1 protein-coding gene is annotated in these 1,293 nt (G+C 73.0%); it reads left to right on the top strand.

Annotated elements, in window-relative coordinates; genetic code table 11:
• Positions 1-20: 20 nt before the first annotated feature.
• Positions 21-1,293, top strand: a 1,273-nt coding sequence (locus HMPREF0731_RS19655; protein ID WP_245538368.1) for a sensor histidine kinase, incomplete at its 3' end; no start/stop codon positions are given.

Raw genomic sequence — 1,293 nt, forward strand, 5'->3', positions numbered from 1 at the left:
GGCCGGACAGCGAGCACGAGATGAGCCTGAACCGCCTGGTGTTCGGCGGCATCATCCTGCTGGTGGTCTGGGCCAGCGGCGGCCCCGGCCTGGCGCTGGCCGGCATGGCGGCCTTCTTCCTGCTGGCCATCGGCGTGCTGGCGCACATCATCGCCTACCCCGCCAGCAACCGGGCACGGCGCGGCGCGGCGGTGGCGCTGGATTGCGGCTTCCTCTCCCTGCAGCTGCACTGGGGGGCCGAGGCCGTGGCCATGTTCTGGCCGGTCTATCTCTGGGTGGTGTTCGGCAATGGCTTCCGCTTCGGCCTGGCCTGGCTGCGCATCGCCATGCTGGCGGCGCTGGCCGGCTTCGGCGCGGTGGCGCTGACCACCCCCTTCTGGCAGGAGCAATGGCACCTGGCCACCGGCCTCTGGGTCGGGCTGCTGATCCTGCCGCTCTATGCCGGCACGCTGATCCGCAAGCTGTCCCAGGCCAAGCAGCAGGCCGAGGCGGCGAACAGCGCCAAGTCGCTGTTCCTGGCCAGCGTCAGCCACGAGCTGCGCACGCCGCTCAACGCCATCATCGGCATGGGCGGGCTGCTGCGCGGCACAAGGCTGGATGGCGAGCAGCGCGAGATGCTCTCCACCATGGACAGCGCCGCCCGCTCGCTGCTGTCGCTGATCGACGACATCCTGAACCTGTCGCGCATCGAGGCGGGGCGCATGCCCTCGGAGCGGGTGGAATTCGCCCCCGCCGCCCTGCTGGCCGAGCTGCGCGCGCTGCTGGCGGCGCAGTGCCGCGACAAGGGGCTGCGCTTCTCCCTGCACCTGACGCCGCGCACCCCGGCTGTGCTGCGCGGCGACCGGCGGCACCTGCTCGACGTGCTGCTGAACCTCGCCGGCAACGCGGTGAAGTTCACCGCCGAGGGCGGGGTGACGGTGGCGCTGGACGCCGAGCCGCTGCCGGGCGGCGGGCTGCTGCTGCATGCCGAGGTCTCGGACAGCGGCATCGGCATCGCCGCCGAGGCGCAGCAGCGCATTTTCGAGACCTTCACCCAGGCCGATTCCAGCATCATCAACCGCTTCGGCGGCACCGGGCTGGGCCTGGCCATCTGCCGCCGGCTGGTGCAGCTGATGGGCGGCGCGATCGGCGTGCGCTCCGCCCCCGGCGAGGGCGCCACCTTCCATTTCAGCGTGCCGGTGGACCCGGCCGCGGCGGCAGCACCCCCTGCCCTGGCCGGGCTCGTCGTGGTGCTGCTGGACCCGGCGCCGATCCGCGCCGCGGCGCTGGCCGAGCGGCTGGCCGGGCTCGGGG

Origin of the sequence: Pseudoroseomonas cervicalis ATCC 49957 (assembly GCF_000164635.1) — a bacterium.
Lineage (GTDB): Bacteria > Pseudomonadota > Alphaproteobacteria > Acetobacterales > Acetobacteraceae > Pseudoroseomonas > Pseudoroseomonas cervicalis.